The sequence below is a fragment of the Burkholderia theae genome (assembly GCF_048565265.1).
In the GTDB taxonomy this organism is placed as follows: Bacteria; Pseudomonadota; Gammaproteobacteria; order Burkholderiales; family Burkholderiaceae; genus Burkholderia; species Burkholderia theae.
Genome location: NZ_CP183461.1, coordinates 1,640,165 through 1,658,819 on the forward strand (window position 1 = coordinate 1,640,165; position 18,655 = coordinate 1,658,819).

The window sequence follows — 18,655 nt, forward strand, 5'->3', positions numbered from 1 at the left end:
CGAGGAACGTTTTCGCCCTTTCAGTTTGAGTGAAGTATCGAATGCGGCCCCTCGAAAGCGGGGCCGCATTTTTTTTGTCGCGAAATTTTCGCGCGTGACTTTTATATCGCGTGTTTGGTCTGCCGCCCACTGTCGGCATCACGGAGATTGCTATGGTTTCGATACGCTTGCCTGACGGCTCAGTTCGACAATACGAGCATCCGGTGACAGTTGCCGAGGTTGCAGCCTCGATCGGTCCCGGCCTTGCGAAGGCTGCGCTTGGTGGCAAGCTCGATGGCGAGCTCGTCGATACGTCCGCGGTGATCGACCGCGACGCGTCGCTCGCTATCGTCACGGACAAGGACGCCGACGGCCTCGACATCATCCGTCACTCGGCCGCGCATTTGCTCGCGTACGCAGTGAAGGAACTGTATCCGGAAGCGCAAGTGACGATCGGTCCGGTGATCGACAACGGCTTCTATTACGACTTCGCGTATCAGCGTCCGTTTACGCCGGAAGATCTCGAGAAGATCGAAAAGCGCATGCTGGAGCTCGCCAAGAAGGACGAGCCCGTGACGCGCCGCGTCGTGTCGCGCGACGAGGCGGCGGGGTACTTCCGCAGCATCGGCGAGAAGTACAAGGCCGAGATCATCGAGTCGATTCCGCAGAGCGACGACATCAAGCTGTATTCGCACGGCGGCTTCACCGACCTGTGCCGTGGCCCGCACGTGCCGTCGACCGGCAAGCTGAAGGTCTTCAAGCTGATGAAGGTCGCGGGCGCCTACTGGCGCGGCGATTCGAAGAACGAGCAGCTGCAGCGCATCTACGGTACGGCCTGGACGAAGAAGGAAGACCAGGATCAATACCTGCACATGCTCGAGGAAGCGGAAAAGCGCGACCACCGCAAGCTCGGCAAGCAGCTCGACCTGTTCCACATGCAGGAAGAGTCGCCGGGCATGGTGTTCTGGCATCCGAAGGGCTGGGCGCTGTGGCAGCAGGTCGAGCAGTACATGCGCCGTCGTGTGAACGAAGCCGGCTACCTCGAGATCAAGACGCCGATGATCATGGACCGCTCGCTGTGGGAAGCGTCGGGTCACTGGCAGAACTACCGCGAGAATATGTTCACGACGGAGTCGGAGAAGCGCGACTACGCGATCAAGCCGATGAACTGTCCGGGGCACGTCCAGGTGTTCAAGCACGGCCTGCGCTCGTACCGCGACCTGCCGCTGCGTTACGCGGAATTCGGTTCGTGCCACCGCAACGAGGCGTCGGGCGCGCTGCACGGCCTGATGCGCGTGCGCGGCTTCGTGCAGGACGATGCGCACATCTTCTGTACGGAAGACCAGATCATTGCCGAGTCGATCGCGTTCAACAAACTCGCGATGAGCGTGTACGGCGATTTCGGCTTCGATCACATCGACATCAAGCTGTCGCTGCGTCCGGAGCAGCGCATGGGTTCCGACGAAACGTGGGACCGTGCCGAGCAGGGTCTGCGTGAAGCGCTGACGGCGTGCGGCCTCAAGTGGGAAGAGCTGCCGGGCGAGGGTGCGTTCTACGGTCCGAAGATCGAGTATCACATCAAGGACGCGCTCGGCCGCTCGTGGCAGTGCGGTACGCTGCAGCTCGACATGATGCTGCCGGAGCGTCTCGGTGCCGAGTACGTCGCGGAAGACAACAGCCGTCGTCGGCCCGTGATGCTGCACCGTGCGATCGTCGGTTCGATGGAGCGATTCCTCGGCATTCTGATCGAGCACCACGCTGGTGCGATGCCGGTCTGGCTCGCGCCGATTCAGGCTGTTGTGCTCAATATCGCCGAAAATCAGGTCGAATATGCGCAGTCTCTGGCCCAAACGTTGCAAAAACAAGGGGTTAGAGTGACGGCCGATTTGCGCAACGAGAAGATTAGCTATAAAATACGCGAGCACACGCTGGAAAAGGTGCCTTATCTCCTCGTCGTGGGTGATAAGGAGCGTGATGCGCAAACGGTAGCCGTGCGTGCCCGTGGCGGCGTCGATCTTGGCGTGATGCCGGTCGATGCCTTCGTTGAGCGTCTGCAGGAAGACCTGCGCTCGTTCAAGTAACCGCCCTGGCAGCGCGGCTCGTTTTTTTAATTTTTAGAGGAAACGTAACATCGCTACTGATAAGTCGTCGCATCGCATCAACGGTGAAATCACTGCGCCGGAAGTGCGTCTGGTCGGGATCGAGAACGAACCGCTCGGTATCGTAAAACTCGCTGATGCTTTCCGTAAATCGGAAGAACTGGATGTTGACCTGGTGGAAATCGCGCCGCAAGCGGTTCCCCCGGTTTGCCGTCTGATGGATTACGGCAAGTTCAAGTACCAGGAATCGAAGAAGCAGCACGAAGCGAAGCTGAAGCAGAAGGTCATCCAGGTCAAGGAAGTCAAATTCCGCCCGGGTACCGATGACGGGGATTACAACGTCAAGCTCCGCAACCTCGTGCGCTTCCTCGAAGAAGGCGACAAGACGAAGATCACGTTGCGTTTCCGCGGTCGCGAAATGGCTCACCAGGAAATCGGTATGCGGATGCTTGAGCGTCTGCGCACGGATCTCGAGGAAGTCGGCCAGGTCGAGCAGATGCCGAAGATGGAAGGGCGCCAGATGATCATGGTGCTCTCGCCGAAGAAAAAGAAGTAACCGGCCCGCGCGCTTCGCGCGCAGGTTCGACAGTGGTTCGGTGCGTTGCCCGGTCAGGGCGGCGTGCCAACAATGACGGCGGCTGCGCAAGCGGTTCGCCGTACACAAGTGGACTGGGTTTCGAAGGGCGGGTCAAGGGCGCAAGCCAACCGCACACCCATCGCCATCTAATAAACTGGAGTTGTTCGTCATGCCTAAGATGAAGACCAAGAAGAGCGCTGCAAAGCGCTTCGTGGTGCGTCCGGGCGGTACCGTCAAGCGCGGTCAAGCCTTCAAGCGTCACATCCTGACCAAGAAAACCACGAAGAACAAGCGCCACCTGCGCGGCGCAACGGCAGTTCATGATTCCGATCTGAACTCCGTCCGCGCAATGCTGCCGTTCGCGTAACCCCTCAATCGATACTCTAAGGAGAGAAATATGCCTCGAGTCAAACGTGGGGTAACCGCACGGGCCCGCCACAAGAAGATCATCAACCTGGCCAAGGGTTATCGCGGCCGCCGCAATAACGTCTACCGCATCGCCAAGCAGGCGGTGATGCGCGCTGGCCAGTACGCGTACCGCGATCGCCGCAACAAGAAGCGTGTGTTCCGCGCACTGTGGATCACGCGTATCAACGCGGCAGTCCGCCAGCACGACATGACCTACAGCGTGTTCATCAACGGCCTGAAGAAGGCGTCGATCGAACTCGACCGTAAGGTTCTGGCCGATATGGCGGTGTTCGACAAGGCTGCTTTTGCTGCGATCGTCAAGCAGGTGAAAGCCGCCGTTGCAGCCTAATTGCGAAATTAGCACTGCGTGGTTAGTTGCAGCGATGCTCCGGTAGTCTCGGCCGCTGCAGCGAAAACGGGGCTCTTCCGAGCCCCTTTTTTGTTTGGTGGAGCAGTTTCGCTCGCCAAGACCGAATGACGTTGGAAATGATGGGATCTATGGATCTGGACCAGATTGTCGCCGACGCGCAGCAGTCCTTCGAACAGGCTGCCGACATCACCACGCTCGAAAACGAGAAAGCACGCTTTCTCGGCAAGTCGGGTGCGCTGACCGAGTTGCTGAAGGGCCTCGGCAAGCTCGATCCCGAAACACGCAAGACCGAAGGCGCACGCATCAACGTCGTGAAGCAGCAGGTTGAAGCCGCGCTGACCGCCCGTCGCCAGGCACTGGCCGACGCGCTGCTGAATCAGCGCCTCACTGCCGAAGCGATCGACGTGACGCTGCCGGGTCGTGGCGCCGGCGCAGGCAGCCTGCACCCCGTGATGCGCACGTGGGAGCGGGTCGAACAGATTTTCGGCTCGATCGGTTTCGATGTGGCCGACGGCCCCGAAATCGAGACCGACTGGTACAACTTCACGTCGCTGAACAGCCCGGAGAACCATCCGGCGCGTTCGATGCAGGACACCTTCTACGTCGAAGGCAAGGATGCCGACGGCCGTCAGTTGCTGCTGCGCACGCACACGAGCCCGATGCAGGTGCGTTATGCGCGCATGAACCGTCCGCCGATCAAGGTGATCGCGCCGGGCCGCACGTATCGCGTCGACAGCGATGCGACCCACTCGCCGATGTTCAATCAGGTCGAGGGGCTGTGGATCGACGAGAACATCAGCTTCGCCGACCTCAAGGGCGTCTACACCGACTTCCTGAAAAAATTCTTCGAGCGCGACGACATCCTCGTGCGCTTCCGTCCGTCGTATTTCCCGTTCACGGAACCGTCGGCCGAGATCGACATGATGTTCGAGCAAGGCAAGAACGCCGGCAAATGGCTCGAGATCTCCGGCTCGGGGCAGGTGCATCCGACGGTGATTCGCAACATGGGCCTCGATCCCGAGCGCTACATCGGCTTTGCGTTCGGCAGTGGCCTCGAGCGCCTGACGATGCTGCGCTATGGCGTCCAGGATCTCCGGCTGTTCTTCGAGAACGACCTGCGTTTCCTGCGCCAGTTCGCATAACGCCGCTCGCCGCGCCGACCTGTGCCCGCGCACGCCCCGACGTACGATCCGACGGGGCCCGGGCGTCGATCTAACCTGTTTCGAACGTAGACATCCATGCAATTCCCTGAATCCTGGTTGAGAACCTTTGTCGACCCGCAGCTGACGACCGATGAACTGTCGCACGCGCTGACGATGGCGGGGCTCGAAGTCGAATCGCTGAGCAAGGCCGCGCCGCCGACGTCGAAGATCGTCGTCGGCCGCGTGCTCGAAGTCGCCAAGCATCCGGATGCGGACAAGCTCAATGTCTGCCAGGTCGACGCCGGCACCGGCGCGACGCTGAATATCGTCTGCGGCGCGCCGAACGTGGCGCCAGGCATCAAGGTGCCGGTCGCGCTGGTCGGCGCGGAACTGCCGCCGGCAGAAGAGGGCGGCAAGCCGTTCGCGATCAAGCTGTCGAAGTTGCGCGGGGTGGAGAGCCAGGGGATGCTGTGCTCGGCGCGCGAACTGAAGCTGTCCGAGGATCACAGTGGCCTGTTGATCCTGCCGGAAGACACGCCGGTCGGTCAGGATATCCGCGAGACGCTCAATCTCGACGATACGATCTTCGAAATCAAGCTGACGCCGAACAAGGCCGACTGCCTGTCCGTGTTCGGTATCGCGCGCGAGACGGCCGCGATCACCGGCGCGCCGCTGACGCCGGTCGACATCCGCCCGGTGCGCGTCGAGCTCGACGAGACGCTGCCGGTGCGCATTGCCGCCCCCGATCTGTGCGGCCGCTTCTCGGGTCGCGTGATCCGCGGCGTGAACGCGCATGCGAAGACGCCGCAGTGGATGGTCGAGCGCCTCGAGCGTTCGGGCCAGCGCAGCGTGTCGGCCCTCGTCGACATTTCGAACTACGTGATGTTCGAGCTCGGCCGCCCGTCGCACGTGTTCGATCTCGACAAGATTCACGGCGGTATTGAAGTGCGTTGGGGCAAGCGCGGCGAATCGCTGAAGCTGCTCAACGGCAACACGGTCGAACTCGACGAAACGGTCGGCGTGATTGCGGACGACCGCCACGTGGAAAGCCTGGCCGGCATCATGGGCGGCGACAGCACGGCCGTCACGCTCGACACGACCAACATCTACCTGGAAGCCGCGTTCTGGTGGCCGGACAGCATCCGCGGCCGCGCGCGCAAGTACAACTTCTCGACCGATGCGGCGCATCGTTTCGAGCGCGGTGTCGATTACGCGACGACCGTCGAGCACGTCGAGCGCATCACGCAACTGATTCTCGAGATCTGCGGCGGCAAGGCCGGCCCGGTCGACGATCAGTCCGTGAACCTGCCGCAGCGCGCGCCGGTGAAGATGCGCGTGTCGCGCGCGAACCGCATCATCGGCGTGAAGATCGGCGCCGACGAGATCGCCAGCATCTTCACGCGCCTCGGCCTGCCGTTCGAGCGTGACGACGACGCGTTCCTCGTCACGCCGCCGTCGCACCGCTTCGACATCGAGATCGAGGAAGACCTGATCGAGGAAGTGGCGCGCATCTACGGCTTCGAGAAGATCCCGGCGCGTCCGCCGGTCGCGACGAGCGAAATGCGCGCGACCAACGAGACGCGGCGCTCGATCCACGACATCCGTCACGCGCTTGCCGCGCGCGACTACGCGGAAACCGTCAACTTCAGCTTCGTCGATGCGGAGTGGGAGAGCGATTTCGCGGGCAACGACAACCCGATCAAGCTGCTGAACCCGATCGCGAGCCAGCTTTCGGTGATGCGCACGACGCTGTTCGGCAGCCTGATCGCCGTGCTGCGCCACAACCTGAACCGCCGTGCCGATCGCGTGCGCGTGTTCGAGTCGGGCCGCGTGTTCCTCGCCGATCCGTCGGTGAAGGCCGGCGAGCTGGCGGTGGAAGGCCATGCGCAGCCGAAGCGCGTCGGCGCGCTTGCCTATGGCCCGGCGCTCGACGAGCAGTGGGGCGCGGCGACCCGCGCGGTCGATTTCTTCGACGTGAAGGGCGATCTCGAGGCGCTGCTCGCGCCCGCGGCCGCACGCTTCGTGAAGGCCGAGCATCCGGCCCTCCATCCGGGCCGCAGCGCGCGCATCGAAGTCGATGGCCGTGCGGTCGGCTGGATCGGCGAACTGCACCCGCGCCTGATGCAGAAGTACGAGCTGCCGCACGCGCCGGTGATGTTCGAGATCGACGCGGACGCGCTGATTGCGCGTGCGCTGCCCGCGCCGACCGACGTGTCGAAATTCCCGCCGGTCCGTCGTGATATCGCCGTTGTCGTCGATCAGGCGGTCGAGGTTCAGGCACTTTTCGACGAAATGAAGAAGGCGCTTGCCGAAGAGGCCTGCCGATTCGTTCAGAAGGTTGTACTCTTCGACGAATTTCGTGCAAAATCAAATACTTCCGGTGGTCTCGCCGCGCACGAGAAGAGCCTTGCCTTCCGCGTGACGCTGCAGGACGCGGCTGGCACGCTACAGGACGAGGTCGTCGATCAGGCGATCCACACGCTGGTCGAGCGGATGGCTCGCGCCGGTGCGCGTCTGCGCGGCTAAGGAGAGGGCCCGCCCGTTCGCGGGCGGCTTTTTCCCCATCGTAAGTTTTGATTTAACGCGCTGTATGGCAGATATGAACGACATGACCTCGAGTGAATTCGAAGCCCTCCTGACGGCGCAACGCAGCGCCATGAACCGCGACGCTTCGGCGCCGGCGTCCACCGAGACGCCCACGCTGACGAAGGCGGAACTGGCGGAGCTGCTGTTCGACAGCGTCGGGCTGAACAAGCGTGAAGCGAAGGACATGGTCGAGGCGTTTTTCGAAGTCATCCGTGACGCGCTCGAAAACGGCGAAAGCGTCAAGCTGTCGGGGTTCGGCAATTTCCAGCTGCGCGACAAGCCGCAGCGCCCGGGCCGCAATCCGAAGACGGGCGAGGCTATTCCGATCGCGGCACGCCGGGTGGTAACCTTCCACGCGAGCCAGAAGCTGAAGGCGCTGGTCGAAAACGGCACGGAGTAACACTCCGCGCGCTGACGTCTCCGCGCGGCCGCCGCGCACCCTTTACCGACGGTTAACCGACGATGACCACTACGGTTGAGAAAGTCGTCTTGCCTCCGATTCCCGCGAAGCGCTACTTCACGATCGGTGAAGTCAGCGAACTGTGCGGGGTCAAGCCGCATGTGCTGCGATATTGGGAACAGGAATTCACTCAGCTGCGGCCGGTGAAACGGCGCGGCAATCGTCGCTATTACCAGCATCACGAGGTGCTGCTGATCCGGCGGATTCGCGAGTTGCTGTACGAGCAGGGGTTCACGATCAACGGCGCGCGCAACCGGCTCGATTCGCCGGGCGGCGAGCGTGCCGCGGCGGCAGCGCCCGTCGAGCAGGACGTTCAGGTCGCCGACGCGCGCGTGCCGGGCAAGCCGGGCGCCACCGTCGATGTCGTTGCGTTGCGGCAGGCATTGCTCGATGTGATCGACGGACTGAAGCACGACTGAGCGCGAACAACGAAACCTGAATCATCAAATGAAAAGCCCGGTTGGCGAAGCGCCACCGGGCTTTAATGAGATGGTCAGCCTGACCGAAACGGCCCGATCAGCGTACGCTGATCGGGCCGTTTCCTTTCTGGGAGATCATCATGGGCACCGCGACGTTGATCGGGATCGATCTAGGCAAGCACTGCTTCTTTCTACATGCGCAGGACCGTCACGGTCACGAAGTCTGGCGCAAGAAGGTGACGCGTACTCAGTTGCTGGTTTTGCTGGCGGGTTGTCCAGCCAGCACAATCGCCATGGAGGCCTGCGCGGGTGCGCACTGGCTTGCGCGCAAACTGCAGGTGTTCGGGCATCAGGTACGCCTGATCGCGCCGCAATTTGTCCGCCCCTTTGTGAAGGGCAACAAGACCGACTTCGCCGATGCCGAAGCAATTTGCGAGGCCGCTTCTCGCCCCAGCATGCACTTTGTGGCAATTAAGACGCCGGATCAGCAGGCACTGATGGCGTTGCATCGAGTACGCGAAGCACTGGTGAGCGAGCGCACCGCCACGGTCAACCAGGCTCACGCGTTCCTACTCGAATTCGGTATCAGCTTGCCGGTCGGCGCGCTTGCCATTACCCGCCTGCCAATCTTGCTCGATGATCCAGCATCGACACTGCCGCCCCGGCTGGTGGCGATCCTGCAGCGCTTGCATCGGCGATATGGCCAACTCAGCGAGGAGATCGCCCAGTGCGACGGCGAACTCAAGCGCCAACTCGCTGAGGACAACGCGGGGCAGCGGCTCATGACGATCCCCGGAGTCGGTCCGATCACGGCCAGCAATCTGCTGGCGATGGCCGGTGATGTGCATGCGTTCAAACGTGCTCGCGACTTCGCTGCTTCGTTGGGGTTGGTACCTCGTCAGCATTCGACGGGAGGACGCCCGACCTTGCTCGGTATCAGCAAGCGAGGCGACAAGCGCCTGCGATGTTTGCTGATTCAAGGCGCAAGAGCCGTCATGCGTTACGTCGAGCGCCGTACCGATGCATTGGGTATCTGGGTGCAAGCGCTGCTGCGTCGCCGTCATGGCAACGTTGTCGCCTGCGCGCTAGCCAACAAAATGGCCAGAATCGTATGGGCGATTCTGGCCAGGGGCGGCGAGTACCGGGCTCATCCGGCTATCGCCTGATCGAAGTACCTGCCTGCTTTTGCGACCTCTGATCCGTGATGAAGACAATCGGCTCACGGCCCGACAGAAAACCTGACATGAAATTCAGTCTCGCAGACTGACGCTTTTTTAAGGCCTGTCGGGCGCGGCTTCTCATCGAGGGCCGGGCGCGATCCGCGCCCATTTCGAGCCCGGATACATTAGCGCAAGCCTTTCTATCTTAGTCACTGTCCAAGGTTGCAAAAAACAGGCTGACCATACATTTTCATGCGTGTCGCGCATGCGCATCAGCGCGATGCGAGCGGATTCTTCTGTCCCATGTCGACGACCAGCGTGCCGTCCGGCAGCATCCGCACCGAGCCCTGCGCGACCTGGCTGCGGTAGCCGTACAAGTCGAAACGCATCGGGCCGGCCTCGGCCGAATTCCGGATCAGCGCGCGCACGTTCAGTTCGAGCACGTTGAACATCTTCATGTCGCCGCCTTCCATCCACATGTAGCTCGGCGCATCGATCTGCGGCCGCTTCGGCGCGGGCGCGCCCGCCGCGCGCCGAAACGTGAGGCGCAGCCCGTCGCGCTCGACCGTTGCCTGCCCGAGCTTGCCGTTCAGCACGGGCGGCGGGAACACCGTGTACTGGTCGAGCACGAGCGTGTCGCCGCGCAGTTCCGCGCCGCGCCGCTGCAGCGGCGTCAGCGAAGCGAGCTCGATGCCGAGCGAGCGCAGCAGCTTCGCCTGCGGAATCCCGAGCACCGACACCTGGGCCGGCTTGAACGCGAGGTGCCGGTCGTCGAGCACGGTCAGCGAGCCCTTCATGTCGGTCGGCAGCCAGACGCCCGGCACGTGATTCCACAGCTTGATGCCGCCCTGGACACGCAGGTTCTGGCCGTCCGCGCTCAGTTGCAGGTCGTTCAGCGAACGCGGCGAGTAGTCGAGCAGGTAGTTGTTGAAGAGCGCGGACATCGCCTTCCACGACTCGACGACCGTGCCGCCGAGAATGCGGATGTCGTACTGGTTCGGATCGTCGAGATCGACGGGTTCGCCGGGCCGCTTCGACACGAGTTCCACGTCGAGATCCTCGACATGGAAGCCGATATCGCCAGACAGGTTGAAGTCGACGTTGCGCAGATGGATCGTCGGGTTGCGGTTCGACACGTGGCGTTCGTCGAACGGCGTGGTCGACGAGCGCCGCATCGCGACCTTCTGCATGCCGGGTCGCACGGTGTCCGCCGCGAGCGCGTAGGCTTCCCAGTGCTGACGCACGTCGCGCAGCGCATTCTGCTGCGCGGCGAGGAAGCTGTCGTTCAGGCGCGCGGCTGCGTTGCCGAGCGCCGCGCCGCTGGCCGGGCCCGTGTACGAAGGCATCCGGATTGCCATCGCACCGTTTTCGTCGAAATTGAAGTAGCCGGCCGATACCTGGTCGCGATAGTGATACAGGTCGAACACGAAGGTCTGGTCGCGTTTCGCCGGATCGACCGGACCGATCAGGATGTCCGCGTTCATCGGCATCGAGCGCATGAACTTCACGTCGCCGCCGCGAATGACCATCGCCTGCTGCGGTGCGTTCGCGGGCATCGCGAAGCCGGCATGCGTGCCGTCGTCGAGCGTCAGGTCGAGGCCGGCCGGTGTCACGCGCAACGCGGTGATCGTGAGCTTCAGGCGCGGCGGCGGCATCAGCTTGTCGACCGACATCACGAGATCGTCGCCGGCGAGCCGCGCGATCGGCGTCTGGACTTTCAACAGGTCGGCCATCTTCACGTTGGCCGCGCGCATCACGGGCTGTGCGTTGATGCCCGACACGCGCACGCCGGTCGGGTGGAACACGAGCTGGCTGCCGTCGCGGATCGCGAGCGTGCCGGTCAGCGAGAACGGCACCCAGCCATCGCGCTGCATTTCGCCCTGCAGATGGATCACGCCGTCGCCGGCCGATACCGCGAGGTTGCGCAGCGGCGCGTTGCGGTAGCCGAAGATATAGGTGTTGAAGAGGGCGGTCAGCTTTGCATTGTCGAGCGTGACCGTGCCCTGATGCACGTCGATCTCGAAGCTGGTCGGATCGTCGAACACGATCGGCGCACCGGCCTGTGTCGGCACGAGCGTGGCCGACAACTGGTGGATGAAGAAACCGAGGTTGTTGACGATGCGGAAATCGACGTCACGCAGGAACGTCATCGCGCCGTTCTGGCCCGAGTCGCGCAGCGAAAACGGGCGCGGTTGCGTGAGGCTGATCGACGCGAGCGACGGTACGGTGCGCGCGATCTGCTGCTCGCGCGCGAGGCGTTCGGCTTTGGTGCGTTCGATCTTCGTCGACGCGACCGGCGGGTTGCCGTCGCGTTGCGCGGACGATTCCGCACAGCCGCTGCAGAGCAGCGCCAGTGCAAGCGCGCCGCAGCCGAACACGCGAGTTGTCTTGTGCCTGACCGGGGCGGCCGCGCGTCGCGGGCCGGAAATCCAGTCGAAAATTGCCAAAGGCGAGCGATGGCCGCGCCGGACCGCATTCCGCATCGTCTGTCTCCATGTCTTGTCGTGATCGACGGCGGTGCGCGCCAACGCGCGGCGCGAGCGTCGATGCGGTGCAGTGTGTCATAGCGCGCTAGAGCGGCGTTACCAAACAACGGGCGCGCGGGCGCGGCGAGCCGGCGCGCTGCGGGACAATGGATTCGGGCTGGCCGGGCGACCGGATCAAACGGTCGTTTGGTTGGTGCGGAGCGTCGGCAGGCGCGTTTTGAGACGACTGGGCAAACCCGCCGCCAGCCTTGGCCGGAGCGGGTTTCACCGGATTCGCGACGCGCTTGGCCGGTGCGGTCGAACGCCACGTGCGATCCGGCCCCGTCGTGGTCGCCCGCGGGCCGGGTCAGACCAGCATGCGCTGCCGGATGGCGCTCAGCGTTGCCTGGTCGAGTTGCAGGCCGTTGTCGATGTACGACGTCATCGAGCCGTACGACGCCGTGACCTGGTCGAACGCCGCCTGCAGATAATCGGTGTGAGCGCCTTGCAGCGCGGTCATCAGGTCTGCCGCATTTTGTCCCCCGGCTTTTTGAGCCTGGGCGACCGACGCGGCGATGGTGGAGGCGCTATAGACGTTGGTCAGCAGGTAGTCGGCGAGAATCGTTTGCTGAGGGATGCCGAGGATCGTGTGCAGGATGGCGGTCGCCCAGCCGGTGCGATCCTTCCCGGCCGTGCAGTGAAAGATCAGGTTTTCGCCGGCGCCGGCGAAGCCGGTGAACAGTGCGTGATAGCTCGCATGCGCGGTGTCCGACGTCACGAACGCCCGGTACATGCTCTGCATGAAGGCCGTCGCGGTTGCGCCGGTGGTCGGAAGCGGGTCGATGCTGGCGGCACCGAGCACATTGAGGTTTTGCCAGGTGGCACCGGCCAGCGGCACATCCGGCTGCGTCTTGATCTCGGCGGGCGTGCGCAGGTCGCAGACCTGCTTGATGCCCAACGTGCCGACGGTGGCGACGTCGGCGGCGGACAACGCGAGCGCGGACGACCGATAGATCAGGCCTTTCTTCATCGTCGCGCCGCTGGTCGTCACATAGCCGGTTCCGTCCGGTCCGGCCGTGTCGCGAAAGTTCGACGCCGAACTCAGTCGTGGCGTCGTGACGGGCGCGACCGAAATCGAGTCGCCGCCGCATGCGGACAGAAGCGACGCGCTCCCCAGCGCCACGCCGATCGTACCGGCGCCCAGCCGGAGAAAATCTCGACGGGAGATTTCGTTTTTCTGATGCATTCAATGCCCTTTGTCGAAGACGATTACAAGAGTCGCGACCGCGGTGGTGACCGAAGCCGCTCCCTGTATCGCGCGCGACGCGGCAAAGCCGGGGCGGGCCGGATCGATCGGCATGCAGTCGGACGGTTCGCCGTGCGCGTCGATATCGCGCCGGGTAACCGCACGGTAGCGATGTGCGGCGAAGCGGCCATCGTCCTTTTCGATTAGGGAGGAATGCGGGTTGCCGTCGCGGGCCGCGTATCGTTGACGGTTACGATCGGCGGCGGCGGCGAGTAAGATCGGCATCAGTGGCTGGATCGAACAAAGCACGGTAGCGATCACGGGGAAGCGCCATGGATCTGAAGGAAGTCGACGTATTGGGTGCGGGGGTGGGCGATCACTGGTACTACGCGTCGAAGGCGAGCGCGATCCGCCGGTTCCTCGGCGCGTCGGGCGCGAACCGGATACTCGACGTCGGTGCCGGCTCCGGCTTTTTCTCGAAGCATTTGCTCGAGCGCACGCAGGCGACGGAAGCGTGGTGCGTCGATACGAGCTACGCCGGTGATACCGATGGCGAGGCGGCCGGCAAGCCCATCCATTTCCGGCGGTCCGTCGACCGATTCGATGCCGATCTCGTTTTGCTGATGGACGTGCTCGAGCATGTCGACGACGACGTCGGGCTGCTGTCGCAGTATGTGGCGGGGGCGCCTCCGGGCAGCCGGTTCCTGATCACGGTTCCCGCGTTCCAGTTCCTCTGGAGCGGGCACGACGATTTTCTCGAGCACAAGCGCCGCTATACGCTCGGCGGTCTCGAGGATGTGGTTCGTCGTGCGGGGCTCGACGTCGAGCGTGGCGCCTACTACTTCGGTCTCACGTTCCCGCTTGCGGCGGCATTGCGGCTGGGCGAGCGGGCGCGCCCGCATCCGCGCGAGCCGGCGTCGCAATTGCGCCGCCACCATCCGCTCGTCAACGGCTTGCTCAAGATGATCTGTCGTATCGAGTTGCCGATGTTCCGCTTCAACCGCGTTGCCGGCCTGACGGTCATCTGCGTCGCGCGCAATCGGTGAATGCGAGGCGCAAGCCGTGCAGTCGAGGCGCAAGTTGCGCCGGCAGGGGCGTCTGCGCCCGTATTGGTGCCGTCACGCCAAAAAATTTCACAAGAACATTCACAAAATGCATGCGACCCGATTCTAAATAGGAAAAGTGTCTGTTATACTTTTCTTCTTTCGGGGCGTAGCGCAGCCTGGTAGCGTACCTGCATGGGGTGCAGGTGGTCGGAGGTTCAAATCCTCTCGCCCCGACCAGACAAGAACCCGCGTCGGCTTAGGCTGACGCGGGTTTTTTCTTGCCGGTCGCTTTTTTGCACATCGCGGCGCGGCCCCGGTAAAATCCAAGGTTGATCCACGGAAAGCGCCGTGATTTAGCGGAAGAGGATTCCCCGAACATGACTGATCTTCGTCTTACCATGCGGTTCGCTGCAGTGCTCGCCACCGGCGCGCTCGTTGCCGGTTGCGGTACGTCGTCGCCCACGAAAGTGGACTACAAGAGCGATTCGAAATCGAAAGAAGCGTCGCTCGCAGTGCCGCCCAACATGCTCGACGAGACGGCCGATCAGCGTTCGCTGCCGCCCCAGGGCGGCGCGACTTCCCTGTCTGCGCTACAGCAAGTCCAGAAGGCGGCGCCCGCCCTGGACACCGTCGCTCCGGCCGTGACCGGCATGCACATCCAGCGCGACGGCACCGAGAGCTGGCTCGTGATCGACGGCAAGCAGCCGGCCGACATCTGGCCGCAGGTCCGCCGTTTCTGGCAGGAGCAGGGCTTCCTGCTCGTCGTCGACCAGCGCGACAAGGGCGTGATGGAAACCGACTGGAACGAAACCCATCCGCAGATCAACGACGGCCTGATCCGCAGCGTGATCTCGAAGGCGATGGGCAACTCGTACGTGACGGCCGAGCGCAACAAGTACCGCACGCGTCTCGATTCGGCGCCGAACGGCGGCACCTACGTGTTCATCAGCCAGAAGGGGATGCGCGAGGCGATCACGGGCTCGAACAACGATTCGAGCAAGTGGGAACCGAAGCCGAACGATCCGGCGCTCGAGACCGAATACCTGAAGCGACTGATGGCGGTGCTCGCGCAGAACGAGCAGCGCGCGAAAAACGGCGAACCGCCGATCGCGAACATCAAGGACAACGTGGTGCCGAAGGAAAAGAAGGCCGATGACGACGCATCGTCGAAGGCCGCCGCCGCGATTGCCGCGCAGAACGTGTCGCGCACGTCGGCGCAAGGCAGCGATGCCGCCGATGCGGCCGCGGTGCCGTCCGAGGTCACGCTGGGCGAACCGTACGACCGATCGTGGCTGCATGTCGGTCTCGCGCTCGATCGCGCGAACTTCACGGTCGACGATCGCGATCGCTCGAAGGGCCTGTATTTCGTGCGCTACGTCGATCCGAAGGATCTGACCTCGGCCGAACAGGGCTTCTGGAGCCAGCTGTTCCACGGCAAGAAGGAAAAGCAGGCGAAGCAGTACCGCGTCAACGTGAAGGCGCTCACGGCCGACCAGACGCGCGTCGCGGTCATCGACGATTCGGGCGCGCTTGACACGTCGTCAGCGGCTCGCCAGATCATGGGGCTGCTCGTGAATCAGCTCCGCTGATCTCGACGCTTCTCCGCACCCGCGAAAAGCCCGCCATCTGGCGGGCTTTTTTCATGGCCGCTCGCCGGCGCGCACGTGTGCGAGAGGTTCGGTCCCTCCTCGTGACGTTACGTAACATCCGCGCGTTACGGCGGCAGAGCACGCGTCACATTGGCGTGGGTGAGGAAATTGTCCTTATAAATCAACGGCGTGATTGGCGTGCAAGGCCTGGCACGCAACCTGCTTTATATGTTGGAATCGTTAGAGCAGGGAGGACAGCGTCAGGTACCGGGTGTGCGCCGCGAGCGCCAGATCAACGGTATCGACGTCTTCAAATGCCGGTGCGACAAGCGCCGGCGCAACTGATGACGATCCGCGCCAGCGTGCGGATCTCGATGGCCCCGTCGCCTATCCTCGTAGGGCGACGGTTTCGCCCGCGCTTCTCTGAAGCGCGGGCTATTTTTTTTGGGGCCGTCGTACAGCCGCGCATCGGCGCGGCCGCTATGTGATTCGCGTATTCTCGGACTTTTCTCAAAGAAGGAGTCGGGAATGGCGGAAATTGCAGTCGTGGCGCTGATCGTGGCGAAGCCGGGCGCCGAGGAAAAACTGCGCACCGCGCTCGAAGGGATCGTCGAGCCGACCCGCAACGAAGCGGGGGCATTGCAGTACGACCTGCATCGGGACCTGAAGGAGCCCGCGCGGTTCGTATTCGTCGAGCGCTGGGAGAGCGAGGAGGCGCTGGCCGCCCATGCGCGTTCCGCGCACATTCTCGCGTATCGCGAAGCGGCCGCGGACTGGATCGAACGTTCCGAAATCCGCGTGCTGTCGAAGCTCGTCTGAGCAGGGTGGGGCGACCGGACGCATCCGGTCGCCGCGGCGCGTCAGTGCGACGTGCCGGGTACGTCGAGGATCAGGATGATCGTCCAGTCGGCGTCGCCATCGTGGTGATACTGGCGCTCGGCAACGATGAACGGTTGCTGCTTGCCCTGCGGGCCGAGGAAAAGCACGTCGCCCTCCATCGGCAGGCACTCGATCGGCGGCAGCGCGAGAAACGCGTCGGCCGAGCCGCGGGGCATCAGTTGCTTGATCTGGCGAGTGGCGGCTTCGGTCCACTCGATGTCGAGTTGAATGTTGCTCATGCTGTCCTCCGCACCGGGGTGCGCACGGGTGGAAAATTTCGGTGCGCGACTTTAGCACAGCGCACGGGCACCGCAACCAAAAAAGCCGAACCCGGTTGCCCGGATTCGGCTTTTTACTTGTGCGGTGCCGCCGAACTTACTGGCTGGCAGCGTCTGCGGCCTTGGCGGCCTTCTTGCCGGCCTTCTTCGCCGCTGCCTTGTGGTGAGCAGCCTTCTTGCCGTGGTGATGCTCTTCTTGCATCGCCGGCTGAGCGGCCTCGGCCGCTTGCTGCTGTTGCAGGGCTTGCGCGCGCTGCTCGATCTCGGAGATCTTGGCCGGATCGGTAATGGTCTTGATTTCCGTGCTCTCTTGCGCATACGCTGCGCCAGTCAGCGCCGACATCGCTACCAGGATAGCCAGGGACGTCTTCTTCATTGCTTTACCTCCGCTAAGTGGTGATGAACCCGAGTGTTGCCGTTTTGTCTGGCGACTGCAATCGAGTGCGTGTCGAGTGTAACAAAAGTGACGGATCAATGTGCATCGGATCGAGGCGCAACGCAAGGCCCCGTTGAAGTCGCGCAACAGTTTGTGAATTTCGTCACGCGCTTGCCATCCTGATTGGCGCGCCATTTCCGCTGCCGTTACCGTGCAGTCATCAGAACCATCCGAGCCATCGATAGACGTGGAATTGCGCGATGCCGACCAGTTCGTGCAGCGCTTGCTCGGCGTTGGCCAAATTGCGCCAGCGCGGCAGCCAGCCCGTTTGCGCGCGCCGGAGATTCGCATAAACAGGCTGCGGATCGAGGCCGAAACGGCGGAAATCGAGCAAGGCGCGGCGCATCTGGTACGACGACGTGACGAGAATGCGTGCGTCGTCATACTGTGGGCGTAGTATAGACGCAGTGAATTTCGCATTTTCGTAGGTCGTGCGGCTGTTCGGTTCGAGAACGAGGTCGGCGGGGGCGACGCCTTCCGCCACGAGTTGGCGGCCGTATACGGCTGCCTCGGTTTCGCCGTGGTGCTGCGGGTCGCCGCCCGACATCACCACGGTGCAACGCTCGGCCTGCTGCCGGCACATGCGATAGAGCGCCGCAGCCTTGTGGATGCGCGCGACTCCGTCGGGTGGCGGCCGCAGCCCGGTGTCGGTATGACGCGTTCCGGCGCCGATGAGAATCAGCGTGGTTCGCCCGTGCATGTCAGGGTGTTCGACCGGCGTGACGCCCGCCTCGGTCCAGGCGATCAGCGGTGCCGCGAGCCAGCCTGTCGCGAGCAGCCAGAACAGCGCAACGGTGGCGATCGCGATGGTTCGCCGCCGCTTGCGGCAGAGCATGAAACAGATGAAGAGAAGTACAAATGAATCGAACAGAATCAATTTGATTGGGGTATGGTGTCTTTTTATGGACGGCTGATGATCCGGCCCTGATGCGACGCCGAACGTCGGCCCCCAGAACCGGTGGCGGTATCGGCGGGCGGAGACCCCGCCCGGCGCGCCGCTTCGCATTGTCGCTGCACTTTAAGAAAGAATCGAGATGGCCACGTATTCCAACGAAGCGGTGCTCGACGCATTGAGACGAGTGCAGTACCGCCAGGTTCCGTGGGCACGCCGCCCGGGCGTGTTCGAATATCTCCGGTCGCTCGGGCTGATGGACACGGTCAGGCAGAAGACCGTTGCCCCTGCGCCGGGTTTCCACGCACCGGTCGACATCGCGGTGCTGACCGATAGCGGTCGAGCCGAATTTTCGCGCCTCGAACGCGACGAGAAATTACTTTCCTGGACCGATCGCCGTATGGACGACTACGCATTGAGCGAAGCGAGCGCCGTGGCGATTCTCGAAAGCCGCCTGTAGCGGCGCACCATCCTGCTCGGGCGTCGCCGCGCACGCCGGCGACGTCAAAAAAAAGCCCGTATCGCGAGGATACGGGCGTACCGGATACTTTTGCTGCTGCCACGCTGTGCTCATGGCAACGATGTGACTCGTCGCATGCGGCGCAGTTCCCGAAAGCGGGCATT

19 protein-coding genes and 1 tRNA gene are annotated in these 18,655 nt (G+C 63.2%); 14 read left to right on the forward strand and 6 right to left on the reverse strand.

Annotated features, from left to right (window positions below):
- The first annotated feature begins 152 nt into the window (after positions 1-152).
- The 9 genes from thrS to ACN22W_RS07635 all read left to right on the forward strand — a co-directional run bounded on the left by thrS (position 153) and on the right by ACN22W_RS07635 (position 9,206).
- Complete coding sequence (gene thrS / locus ACN22W_RS07595) at positions 153-2,060, forward strand: threonine--tRNA ligase (RefSeq protein ID WP_193098216.1); 1,908 nt, start codon at positions 153-155, stop codon at positions 2,058-2,060.
- A 49-nt stretch (positions 2,061-2,109) separates the two neighbouring features.
- Positions 2,110-2,634, forward strand: a complete 525-nt coding sequence (gene infC, locus ACN22W_RS07600; RefSeq protein WP_071734130.1) for a translation initiation factor IF-3 — start codon at positions 2,110-2,112, stop codon at positions 2,632-2,634.
- Positions 2,635-2,824: 190 nt separating this feature from the next.
- The gene (rpmI, locus tag ACN22W_RS07605) at positions 2,825-3,022 is read left to right on the forward strand and encodes a 50S ribosomal protein L35 (RefSeq protein ID WP_004191477.1); all 198 of its coding nucleotides are present in this window, start codon (positions 2,825-2,827) and stop codon (positions 3,020-3,022) included.
- 30 nt (positions 3,023-3,052) lie between these two features.
- A complete protein-coding gene (gene rplT / locus ACN22W_RS07610) occupies positions 3,053-3,412 on the forward strand; it encodes a 50S ribosomal protein L20 (protein ID WP_004192938.1) in 360 nt (119 codons plus the stop codon).
- Positions 3,413-3,561: 149 nt separating this feature from the next.
- Positions 3,562-4,575: a phenylalanine--tRNA ligase subunit alpha gene (gene pheS / locus ACN22W_RS07615; RefSeq protein WP_059234715.1), complete on the forward strand. Its 1,014-nt coding sequence runs from the start codon at positions 3,562-3,564 to the stop codon at positions 4,573-4,575.
- A gap of 96 nt (positions 4,576-4,671) precedes the next feature.
- Entirely contained in the window at positions 4,672-7,101 is a 2,430-nt protein-coding gene (gene pheT / locus ACN22W_RS07620; protein WP_412021973.1) for a phenylalanine--tRNA ligase subunit beta, read from the forward strand.
- Positions 7,102-7,174: 73 nt separating this feature from the next.
- Positions 7,175-7,561, forward strand: a complete 387-nt coding sequence (locus ACN22W_RS07625) for an integration host factor subunit alpha (RefSeq protein WP_046545481.1) — start codon at positions 7,175-7,177, stop codon at positions 7,559-7,561.
- Between the two features lie 62 nt (positions 7,562-7,623).
- Positions 7,624-8,040, forward strand: coding sequence for a MerR family transcriptional regulator (locus ACN22W_RS07630; RefSeq protein WP_193098219.1), 417 nt, complete (start codon positions 7,624-7,626; stop codon positions 8,038-8,040).
- A gap of 140 nt (positions 8,041-8,180) precedes the next feature.
- Positions 8,181-9,206, forward strand: a complete 1,026-nt coding sequence (locus ACN22W_RS07635) for an IS110 family transposase (protein ID WP_419686240.1) — start codon at positions 8,181-8,183, stop codon at positions 9,204-9,206.
- A 266-nt stretch (positions 9,207-9,472) separates the two neighbouring features.
- Here ACN22W_RS07635 and ACN22W_RS07640 read toward each other — a convergent pair whose 3' ends face one another.
- From ACN22W_RS07640 to ACN22W_RS07650, 3 genes are all read right to left on the reverse strand, one after another.
- Positions 9,473-11,683: a hypothetical protein gene (locus ACN22W_RS07640; protein WP_419687121.1), complete on the reverse strand. Its 2,211-nt coding sequence runs from the start codon at positions 11,681-11,683 to the stop codon at positions 9,473-9,475.
- Between the two features lie 349 nt (positions 11,684-12,032).
- Positions 12,033-12,911: a tyrosine-protein phosphatase gene (locus tag ACN22W_RS07645; RefSeq protein WP_419687122.1), complete on the reverse strand. Its 879-nt coding sequence runs from the start codon at positions 12,909-12,911 to the stop codon at positions 12,033-12,035.
- Positions 12,912-13,232: a hypothetical protein gene (locus ACN22W_RS07650; RefSeq protein WP_419687124.1), complete on the reverse strand. Its 321-nt coding sequence runs from the start codon at positions 13,230-13,232 to the stop codon at positions 12,912-12,914.
- Between the two features lie 11 nt (positions 13,233-13,243).
- Between ACN22W_RS07650 and ACN22W_RS07655 the strand changes: the two genes are divergently transcribed.
- From ACN22W_RS07655 to ACN22W_RS07670, 4 genes are all read left to right on the forward strand, one after another.
- Positions 13,244-13,957 carry a class I SAM-dependent methyltransferase gene (locus ACN22W_RS07655; protein WP_193098222.1) on the forward strand — a complete coding sequence of 238 codons (714 nt, stop codon included), beginning with the start codon at positions 13,244-13,246 and terminating at the stop codon, positions 13,955-13,957.
- Positions 13,958-14,117: 160 nt separating this feature from the next.
- A tRNA-Pro gene (locus ACN22W_RS07660) sits at positions 14,118-14,194 on the forward strand.
- A 140-nt stretch (positions 14,195-14,334) separates the two neighbouring features.
- Positions 14,335-15,546 carry an outer membrane protein assembly factor BamC gene (bamC, locus tag ACN22W_RS07665; protein ID WP_129514390.1) on the forward strand — a complete coding sequence of 404 codons (1,212 nt, stop codon included), beginning with the start codon at positions 14,335-14,337 and terminating at the stop codon, positions 15,544-15,546.
- Between the two features lie 528 nt (positions 15,547-16,074).
- On the forward strand, positions 16,075-16,365 hold the full coding sequence (locus ACN22W_RS07670; RefSeq protein WP_089467938.1) for a putative quinol monooxygenase: 291 nt from the start codon (positions 16,075-16,077) through the stop codon (positions 16,363-16,365).
- Between the two features lie 41 nt (positions 16,366-16,406).
- On the opposite strand, the gene ACN22W_RS07675 is transcribed toward ACN22W_RS07670, so the two are convergent.
- The 3 genes from ACN22W_RS07675 to ACN22W_RS07685 all read right to left on the reverse strand — a co-directional run bounded on the left by ACN22W_RS07675 (position 16,407) and on the right by ACN22W_RS07685 (position 18,016).
- Positions 16,407-16,664 (reverse strand): hypothetical protein, encoded by a 258-nt coding sequence (locus ACN22W_RS07675; protein WP_034184019.1) that lies wholly within the window; start codon positions 16,662-16,664, stop codon positions 16,407-16,409.
- A 136-nt stretch (positions 16,665-16,800) separates the two neighbouring features.
- The gene (locus ACN22W_RS07680; RefSeq protein WP_011351789.1) at positions 16,801-17,079 is read right to left on the reverse strand and encodes a hypothetical protein; all 279 of its coding nucleotides are present in this window, start codon (positions 17,077-17,079) and stop codon (positions 16,801-16,803) included.
- A gap of 220 nt (positions 17,080-17,299) precedes the next feature.
- The gene (locus ACN22W_RS07685) at positions 17,300-18,016 is read right to left on the reverse strand and encodes a YdcF family protein (RefSeq protein WP_419687129.1); all 717 of its coding nucleotides are present in this window, start codon (positions 18,014-18,016) and stop codon (positions 17,300-17,302) included.
- Positions 18,017-18,173: 157 nt separating this feature from the next.
- Here ACN22W_RS07685 and ACN22W_RS07690 point away from each other — a divergent pair, with 157 nt between their 5' ends.
- A complete protein-coding gene (locus ACN22W_RS07690) occupies positions 18,174-18,491 on the forward strand; it encodes a hypothetical protein (RefSeq protein WP_006495354.1) in 318 nt (105 codons plus the stop codon).
- The last annotated feature ends 164 nt before the right edge of the window (positions 18,492-18,655 follow it).

Coding starts and splice junctions, on each gene's coding strand:
- thrS (WP_193098216.1), top strand. CDS start 153: ATGGTTTCGATACGCTTGCCTGACGGCTCAGTTCGACAATACGAGCAT.
- rpmI (WP_004191477.1), top strand. CDS start 2,825: ATGCCTAAGATGAAGACCAAGAAGAGCGCTGCAAAGCGCTTCGTGGTG.
- rplT (WP_004192938.1), top strand. CDS start 3,053: ATGCCTCGAGTCAAACGTGGGGTAACCGCACGGGCCCGCCACAAGAAG.
- pheS (WP_059234715.1), top strand. CDS start 3,562: ATGGATCTGGACCAGATTGTCGCCGACGCGCAGCAGTCCTTCGAACAG.
- pheT (WP_412021973.1), top strand. CDS start 4,672: ATGCAATTCCCTGAATCCTGGTTGAGAACCTTTGTCGACCCGCAGCTG.
- ACN22W_RS07625 (WP_046545481.1), top strand. CDS start 7,175: ATGAACGACATGACCTCGAGTGAATTCGAAGCCCTCCTGACGGCGCAA.
- ACN22W_RS07630 (WP_193098219.1), top strand. CDS start 7,624: ATGACCACTACGGTTGAGAAAGTCGTCTTGCCTCCGATTCCCGCGAAG.
- ACN22W_RS07635 (WP_419686240.1), top strand. CDS start 8,181: ATGGGCACCGCGACGTTGATCGGGATCGATCTAGGCAAGCACTGCTTC.
- ACN22W_RS07640 (WP_419687121.1), bottom strand. CDS start 11,683: ATGCGGAATGCGGTCCGGCGCGGCCATCGCTCGCCTTTGGCAATTTTC.
- ACN22W_RS07645 (WP_419687122.1), bottom strand. CDS start 12,911: ATGCATCAGAAAAACGAAATCTCCCGTCGAGATTTTCTCCGGCTGGGC.
- ACN22W_RS07655 (WP_193098222.1), top strand. CDS start 13,244: ATGGATCTGAAGGAAGTCGACGTATTGGGTGCGGGGGTGGGCGATCAC.
- bamC (WP_129514390.1), top strand. CDS start 14,335: ATGACTGATCTTCGTCTTACCATGCGGTTCGCTGCAGTGCTCGCCACC.
- ACN22W_RS07670 (WP_089467938.1), top strand. CDS start 16,075: ATGGCGGAAATTGCAGTCGTGGCGCTGATCGTGGCGAAGCCGGGCGCC.
- ACN22W_RS07675 (WP_034184019.1), bottom strand. CDS start 16,664: ATGAGCAACATTCAACTCGACATCGAGTGGACCGAAGCCGCCACTCGC.
- ACN22W_RS07680 (WP_011351789.1), bottom strand. CDS start 17,079: ATGAAGAAGACGTCCCTGGCTATCCTGGTAGCGATGTCGGCGCTGACT.
- ACN22W_RS07690 (WP_006495354.1), top strand. CDS start 18,174: ATGGCCACGTATTCCAACGAAGCGGTGCTCGACGCATTGAGACGAGTG.